Source organism: Kitasatospora sp. NPDC054768 (genome assembly GCF_053612025.1).
Genome location: NZ_JBSHBN010000273.1, coordinates 1 through 6,866, shown reverse-complemented (window position 1 = coordinate 6,866; position 6,866 = coordinate 1). Strand labels below are relative to the sequence as shown.

8 protein-coding genes and 1 pseudogene are annotated in these 6,866 nt (G+C 75.4%); 6 read left to right on the top strand and 3 right to left on the bottom strand.

Annotated elements, in window-relative coordinates; translation table 11 throughout:
* Positions 1-316, top strand: a pseudogene (locus ACWGKU_RS39780) (hypothetical protein); the annotation flags it as partial.
* A 241-nt stretch (positions 317-557) separates the two neighbouring features.
* Here the strand turns inward: ACWGKU_RS39780 and ACWGKU_RS39775 are convergent.
* Complete coding sequence (locus tag ACWGKU_RS39775; protein WP_452180971.1) at positions 558-1,496, bottom strand: LAETG motif-containing sortase-dependent surface protein; 939 nt, start codon at positions 1,494-1,496, stop codon at positions 558-560.
* Between the two features lie 182 nt (positions 1,497-1,678).
* Between ACWGKU_RS39775 and ACWGKU_RS39770 the strand changes: the two genes are divergently transcribed.
* Both ACWGKU_RS39770 and ACWGKU_RS39765 read left to right on the top strand, forming a co-directional pair.
* Positions 1,679-1,909 (top strand): hypothetical protein, encoded by a 231-nt coding sequence (locus tag ACWGKU_RS39770; RefSeq protein WP_359898022.1) that lies wholly within the window; start codon positions 1,679-1,681, stop codon positions 1,907-1,909.
* Between the two features lie 20 nt (positions 1,910-1,929).
* Positions 1,930-3,240, top strand: a complete 1,311-nt coding sequence (locus tag ACWGKU_RS39765; protein ID WP_401045203.1) for an amidase — start codon at positions 1,930-1,932, stop codon at positions 3,238-3,240.
* On the opposite strand, the gene ACWGKU_RS39760 is transcribed toward ACWGKU_RS39765, so the two are convergent.
* Positions 3,237-3,878 carry a TetR/AcrR family transcriptional regulator gene (locus tag ACWGKU_RS39760; RefSeq protein ID WP_401045205.1) on the bottom strand — a complete coding sequence of 214 codons (642 nt, stop codon included), beginning with the start codon at positions 3,876-3,878 and terminating at the stop codon, positions 3,237-3,239. The genes ACWGKU_RS39765 and ACWGKU_RS39760 overlap by 4 nt on opposite strands.
* A gap of 153 nt (positions 3,879-4,031) precedes the next feature.
* Here ACWGKU_RS39760 and ACWGKU_RS39755 point away from each other — a divergent pair, with 153 nt between their 5' ends.
* Together ACWGKU_RS39755 and ACWGKU_RS39750 are read left to right on the top strand one after the other, a co-directional pair.
* Positions 4,032-4,898, top strand: a complete 867-nt coding sequence (locus tag ACWGKU_RS39755; protein WP_401045207.1) for an alpha/beta hydrolase — start codon at positions 4,032-4,034, stop codon at positions 4,896-4,898.
* Entirely contained in the window at positions 4,895-5,503 is a 609-nt protein-coding gene (locus ACWGKU_RS39750) for a TIGR03086 family metal-binding protein (protein ID WP_452180970.1), read from the top strand. The genes ACWGKU_RS39755 and ACWGKU_RS39750 overlap by 4 nt, the downstream gene beginning before the upstream one ends.
* A gap of 65 nt (positions 5,504-5,568) precedes the next feature.
* On the opposite strand, the gene ACWGKU_RS39745 is transcribed toward ACWGKU_RS39750, so the two are convergent.
* Positions 5,569-5,712: a hypothetical protein gene (locus ACWGKU_RS39745; RefSeq protein ID WP_380546227.1), complete on the bottom strand. Its 144-nt coding sequence runs from the start codon at positions 5,710-5,712 to the stop codon at positions 5,569-5,571.
* A gap of 203 nt (positions 5,713-5,915) precedes the next feature.
* Here ACWGKU_RS39745 and ACWGKU_RS39740 point away from each other — a divergent pair, with 203 nt between their 5' ends.
* Positions 5,916-6,737: an integrase gene (locus ACWGKU_RS39740; protein WP_401045214.1), complete on the top strand. Its 822-nt coding sequence runs from the start codon at positions 5,916-5,918 to the stop codon at positions 6,735-6,737.
* Positions 6,738-6,866 lie beyond the last annotated feature (129 nt).

Genomic DNA, 6,866 nt, shown 5'->3' with positions numbered 1-6,866 from the left:
CGGCCGGGCTCCCCGCCGCACCCGCCGCGGCCGCGCCACCGTCCCGGCCCGCGTCCTCGCCGCCCACCGTCCCCGCCGCGACGGCCACCCGTACGACACCCACGTCCTGCCCTGCCGTCCCAGCACCCCGACGCTGCGCCCGGTCGACCTGGACACCCTTCCCGACCTCACCGCCGAATCCGGCCGCGGCCTCTTCCTCATCCACGCGCTCACCGACCACGTCCAGCTGCGCAACCACCCGCTGCGCGGGGCGATCGTCAGCTTCGACAAGATCCTCAAGTGGCAGGACGGGGCGCTGCTGCGCGCGGCGTCCTAGGGCGTGTCTGACAATTCCCGCCGGGTGCGCGGCGTTGGGGCACGCACCTCGCCGCGTTGTCGTCGGTCGCCAATGCTCCGCAGTGGCTCCCTCCTCCGCCTTGCGATGCACGCACCCCAACGCCGCGCCCTGATCCGACTCGAATTGTCAGACACGCCCTAGGGCAGGCGGGGCCGGCGGCCGGAAACGACGAGGGGCGCGGGCTGTGGGCCCGCGCCCCTCGGGGTCGACCGGGGCGGGGTCAGCTCCGGGTGGCCGACTTGCGGCGGCGCAGGGCGACCAGGGTGCCGGCGCCGACGGCCAGGACGGCCGCGCCGCCGAGGGCGATCGGCAGGGTGCTGGAGCTGGAGCCGGTCTCGGCCAGGTGCGGGCCGCCGGAGGGCGAGGGGGAGGCGGTGGCGGCCGGGGCGTTGGTGGCCGGGGCGTTGGTGGCCGTCGTGGCACCGGCCTCGCCCACGTTGAACTCGCCCAGGTAGTCGTCGAGGAACTGGGTGCACGCCTGCGGCTTGTTGTTGGCCGGAGTCGGGACCTTGTCGTTGTCGAAGGCGTCCGAGCCGGCTTCGTAGTTCGCGCCGTAGTGACCGACCGGGGCCTTGGCGGTGGCGGCGATCCGGACCTTGTAGGTGATCTTCTCGCCCTTGGCCAGCTTGAAATCGGGCGCCAGGAGGGCGCGGTCGTCGAGCTTGGCGGGCTTCCAGCCGGACCCGGTGTCCAGCTGGACGTCGAAGAACTCGGTGCTCCACTGGACCGGACGGTCCCCGAACTCATCGGTCACGTAGAGGGAGTTGTGGACGACGGGGAGGTCGACGCCGCTCTTGTTCTCCCAGGTCATGGTCATCTCGGCGGCTTGGCCGCCCTTGACCAGGGTGGTGCCGTACAGGCCGGTGCCGGTGACCTTGAGCAGGTTGCTCTGGTAGACGCCCCCGTGGCAGCGGTTGTCGACGGTCGGCGTCGGCACCGGCCGGGTCGGCAGGTTCGTCGGCTTGGCGGTGGCCGTCGGGGTCGGGCTGCCGGGGGTGGTGGCGCCGGCGCTCGGCGGGGCGGAGGCCGACGGAGTGGCCGTGGCGCCGGCGCTCGGAGAGGCGGTGATGCCCACGGCACCGGCGGTGGCGGCGCCGACGGTGGCGCCGAGCGAGAGTGCCACCAGCGTGGACGCGGCCAGGAGTCGGGAAGTGCGCATGGTGAAGGGCCCCCATTTTTGGATGAATTTGGCTGAAATCAGGCGAATTGAGGCCATGGCCGAGCCGCTGGCACTGGTCGCGACCGCGCACCCTACCGTGCTGCTGTGGCCGGATTTCGACCAGGGGACGGTCTGCCGTCCTCCGGTTGCCGGGCGCGCGCGGCGGCCGGACGATGGGGGGCATGATGCACCAGATGCGAGCCGAGTACGGCGCCGGCGGCGAGGCCGGCGGGGTGCGGCTGTGGCACGTGGTCCGGGGTGAGGAGAGCGTGGCGATGTGCGGCCGCGAGCTCGATCCGCAGGCGCGGGTGCGGTCGGCGGTGGACTGGGGGAAGACCCCGGAGCTGTGCTGCCACACCTGTGGGGCGTACTTCCTGCGCGAGGCGCCGTACCTGGCGGCCGAGCACCCGTAAACGGCGCTACCGTGCTCGGCATGGAGGAACCCCTCGTCCGGCCGCGGCCGTTGACCGACGAGGCCGCCGGGCTGCGGGCCGGTGTGCCGGAACTTTCCGAGTACGTCGACCGGTTGTGCGCGCTGGTCGAGCGGGTGGACCCGCTGATCCACGCGTTCGTGCCGGAGCCCGGCCGGCACGAGCGGCTGCGGGCGCAGGCGCGGGAGCTGGCCGCGCGGTACCCGGAGCGGGACGGGCGGCCGCCGCTGTACGGGGTGGCGGTGGGCGTCAAGGACATCGTGCGCGTGGACGGGCTGCCCACGCACGGCGGTTCGGCGCTGCCGCCCGGGGTGCTGGCCGGGCCGCAGGCCGTGGTGGTGGACCGGCTGCGGGCGGCGGGGGCGCTGGTCGCGGGCAAGACGGTGACCGCCGAGTTCGCCGCGAGCGCCCCGGGTCCGACCCGCAATCCGCACCGCCCGGGGCACACCCCGGGCGGCTCCAGCAGCGGTTCGGCGGCGGCGGTCGCGGCCGGGCTGGTGCCGCTGGCGATCGGCACCCAGACGGTCGGCTCGGTGATCCGCCCGGCCGCGTACTGCGGGGTGGTGGGCTTCCGGCCGACGTACGGGCGGATCCCGATCGCGGGGGTGATCCCGAACGCGCCGAGCTTCGACACCCTGGGGACCTTCACCGCCGACCTGGCGGGCGCCGCCCTGGTGGCCCCGCTGCTCTGCGACGACTGGCGGCCGGAGCGCGGCGAGGCGCCCGGACCTGTGCTCGGGGTGCCGGACGGCACGTACCTGGAGTACGCCGAACCGGCCGCGCTGCAGGCCTTCGAGGAGCAGCTGGCGCGGTTGGCGCGGGCCGGGTTCACGGTGCGCCGGGTCGAGCTGTTCCCCGACTTCGCCGGGATCACCCGGCGGCTGCAGACGGTCAACCGCTTCGAGCTGGCCCGCGGCCACGCCGACTGGTTCGCCCGCTTCGGCGGGCTCTACCGGCCGGAGACGGTGGCGGGCATCCGGGCCGGCCGGGCCGTCGCGGCCGAGGACCGGGAGGCCGCCCTGCGGTTCCGGGAGCGGCTGGTCGAACGGGTGGCCGCGGCGGGTGCGGCGGCCGGGGTGGACCTGTGGCTGGCGCCCTCGGCGACCGGCGGGGCGCCGGAGGGCCTGCACAGCACCGGGGACGCGGTGATGTCGCTGCCGTGGAGCTTCCTCGGGCGGCCCGCGCTGAGCCTGCCGGCCGGGCGGACCGCGGAGGGGCTGCCGCTGGGGCTCCAGGTGGTCGGCGCGGCGGGCGGCGACGAGCGGCTGCTGGCCCAGGCGGCCTTCATCGAAGGGGTGTTGGCGGGGCGTTAGGCGAGCGCCGGGTCGGCCGGGTCGGTGGCCTCGGCGCGCAGCAGGCGCAGCAGCAGGCGGCCGGCCCGCTCGTACGGGGCGTCCTCGTCGTGCAGCACGGCCTGGGAGTTGGCCGTCTCCAGGACCGCGATCAGGGCGAAGGCGAGGTCCCCGAGGTCGGTGTCGGGGCGCAGGCCACCGGTGGCCCGGGCGGCGTCGAGGGCCTCGACGACGGTGTCGGACCACTCCCGGGCGCAGCCGGCCAGGGCGTCCCGGACGGGGCCGGGTCGGGCGTCGAACTCGGCGGTGACCTCGTAGAAGAAGCAGCCGCCGGGGAAGACCCGGGCGCGGGAGTAGGCGAGCCAGCTCTCGCAGAGGGCGCGGGCCCGGGCGAGGCCGGGCGGGACGTCGGCGACCGGGGCGACGACGGCGTCGGCGAAGATCCGGCGGGCGGCCCGGACGGTGGCGAGCTGCAGCTCCTCCTTGGAGCCGAAGCCGGCGAAGACGCCGCTCTTGCTGAGCCCGAGGTCGGTGGCGAGGCGGCCGATGGAGAGCGCGTCCAGGCCCTCGACGGAGGCGATGGAGACGGCGCGGCGCAGCACCGCCCGGCGGGTCTCCTCGCCGCGCAGGACCCGTCCGTCGGTGGTCGGTCCGGCCATCGTCCGCCCCTGTTCTGCTCGTCGTGCGTGCCGCCCAGGGTAGTGCGTGGACCTCGGGGGCCTCGGAAAGCCTCTGAAAACTGCACGAACGATCGTGCTAATATCTCGACGCGAGCGAGGCGTGACAAGGAGCGCGGAGAGCAGGGAGATCCGATGGACCCGGTTCAGGCACTGATCCGTACGACCCTCAACCCCACGGCCCGGATCGCTCCCGGCCTGGCCGGGCGGGCCGCCTTCGAACTCTTCACGCACCCGGTGCGGCGCAGCCGGGTGCGCGACTCGGAGCGGGAGGTGCACGGGCGGGCGGTCACCGAGCGGCTCGCCGTGGGCGGCAAACCGGTGGTCGGCTACCGCTGGGGGAGCGGCGAGCGGCCGGTCCTGCTGCTGCACGGCTGGCGCTCCCGGGCCTCCCGGTTCGCCCCGTACGTGCCCCGGCTGCGGGCGCTCGGGCTGAGCGCCGTCGCCTTCGACGCGCCGGGCCACGGCGACTCCGGCGGCCGGACCACCAGCGTGCTGGAGTACCGCGAGCTCGCGCTGCAACTCCAGGAGCGGTACGGGCCGTTCGAGGCGGTGGTGGCGCACTCGCTCGGCGTCTGCGCGGCTTTCGGGGCGCTGGCCGACGGCCTGCGGGCCGGGCGGCTGGCGGCCGTCTCCGGGGTGTCCCGGGTCGGCTTCTTCCCGGCCGCGTTCTGTGCCGGGCTCGGGTTGAACGCCGAGGTCGAGCGGGCGCTGCGGGAGCGGATCGAGCGGGAGCTGTTCGGCGGGGACGCCGGGGGCTGGGAACGCTACGACGCGGCGCGCCGGGTCGAGGCGGTCGCCGGGCCGGTGCTGGTGGTGCACGACGAGGGCGACGGCATCGTCCCGCCGAGCGAGGCGCAGCGGCTGCGCGGGGCGTACGGGGAGCGGCTGGACCTGGTGGTCACTCAGGGGCTCGGCCACCGCCGGATTATCGCGGAGCCGACCGTCGTTGATCAGGTGATCGGATTCATCTCTGCCGGCCGGGAGGTCGCTGTCGCATGAGGATCGTCGAACTGCACGTACAGGCCATGGAGTTGGCCGTCCAGGTGGTGGACGGCCTACGGCCGGACCAACTCGACCTGCCCACCCCCTGCGCCGGGTGGACGCTGCGCAAGCTGCTGGAGCACTGCGTCGGCCAGCACCAGGGCTTCGCCGCGGCCGCCCGCGGTGCCGGGCCCGACCTCGCGCTGTTCGCGGACGCCCCGCTCGGCGCGGACCCGGCGGGCGCCTTCCGCCGCACCGGTACCGACCTCGTCGAGGCCTTCCGGGCGGCGGCCGCCGAGGACCGGCCGCTCTGGCTGCCCGAGATCCGCGACGGCGGCCCGTTCCCGTTCACCCAGGCGGTGGGCTTCCACCTGCTGGACACCCTGGTGCACGGCTGGGACGTCGCCGCCGCGCTCGGCACCGCGGACGGACTGGTCGCGGCGGTGGACGGCGACGACGCGCTGGCCGCCGCGCTGCTGACGGTGACCGAGGCCGTCCCGAACACCGAGGAACACCGGGCGCCCGGCCGGGCCTTCGGCCCGGGGCTCGAACCCGGCGGCGGCGACGGGCGGTTCGCCCGCGCCCTGGCGCTGCTCGGCCGCGACCCGGCCTGGAAGCCGTAGCGGTTCGGGGCTGCAGGGCCTCCGGGCCTTCTAGGGTTTCCGGGACGCAGGGGATCCCGGAAACCCTAGGACGCCCGGGTGGCCCCGGTGCCCCGGGTGTCGGGGCCGCGCTGCTCGTCGGGGAAGCGCGGCCCGCCGATCAGGAAGAGCAGGGCGGCGGTCGGGAAGCCGAGCGAGGCGGCCAGCAACACGATGAACTGCCAGAACATCTTCCGCTCCTCGTCAGTCGCGGGCGGCCCGGACACCCGAAGGTGATCCCAAACCCGGCCCGCTCCGATTGGCCGAATCGTCCGGTCACTGTCCGACGGTATGGCCGAATCACCCCGGCTGCCACCGGGCGTCGCGCCCCGGCCCGCGCCACACCGGCGCACGGGTCTGGGCGCGGGCCACGCGCGGCGGCCACACTGTCGGGATGCAGCTACAGCTCGCAGGGGAAGCACGGCGGCCCGACCGCGAGAGCGAGGACTTCGTGGCGGCCTCGCCGGAGGCGCTGGTCCTGCTGGACGGCGCGAGCTCGCCGGCCGGTCTGGAGTCCGGGTGCCGGCACGGGACGGCCTGGTACGTGCGCCGGCTGGGCGTGCACCTGCTCGCCCGGCTCACCGACCGGGCGGACCGTTCGATCGCCGAGTGCCTGGCCGACGCCATCGTGGAGACGGCCGCGCTGCACGGCGGCCGCTGCGACCTCGCCCACCCCAACACCCCCGCCGCGATGGTCGTCGCGGCCCGGCGGCACGGCGAGGCGCTGGAGTACCTGGTGCTCGGCGACTCCCTGCTGGTGCTGGAGTTGAAGGACGGTCCGCCGAAGGTGATCGGGGACAACCAGCGCTTCCCCGCGGGGGAGGAGCTGCGCCACCAGGTCTGGGAGACCGTCCCCGGCTCGGCCGAGCGGGCCGCGCTGCACCTGGAGTACGCGATGGCCGTGCGCGCCGCCCGCAACCGGGGTGCCGGACCGTGGATCGCCGCGGCGAGCCCCCGGGCGGCCGAGCACGCCGAGACCGGCTTCGTCCGGCTGGACCGGCTGCACGCGCTGGCGGCCCTCACCGACGGCGCCTCGCGCTACACCGAGCGCTTCGGGTTGGGCAGTTGGGGCGACGTGCTGCGGCTGCTCGCCGAGTCGGGGCCGGGCGAGCTGATCGCCCAGGTCCGGGCGGTGGAGCGGGCGGACGCCGGCTGCGAGCGCTGGCCGCGCGGCAAGACGCACGACGACGCCTCGGCCCTCTACGCGCTGCTGTAGCGGAGCCGGGACCCGGCCCCGGACCGCGGGCGCGGGGTCGGGGTCGGGCGGCGCAAGAGACGACAGAACGACAGAACCACAGAACGGCGGAACGGCGGAACGGCCGCAGGCGACACCTGCGACCGTTCC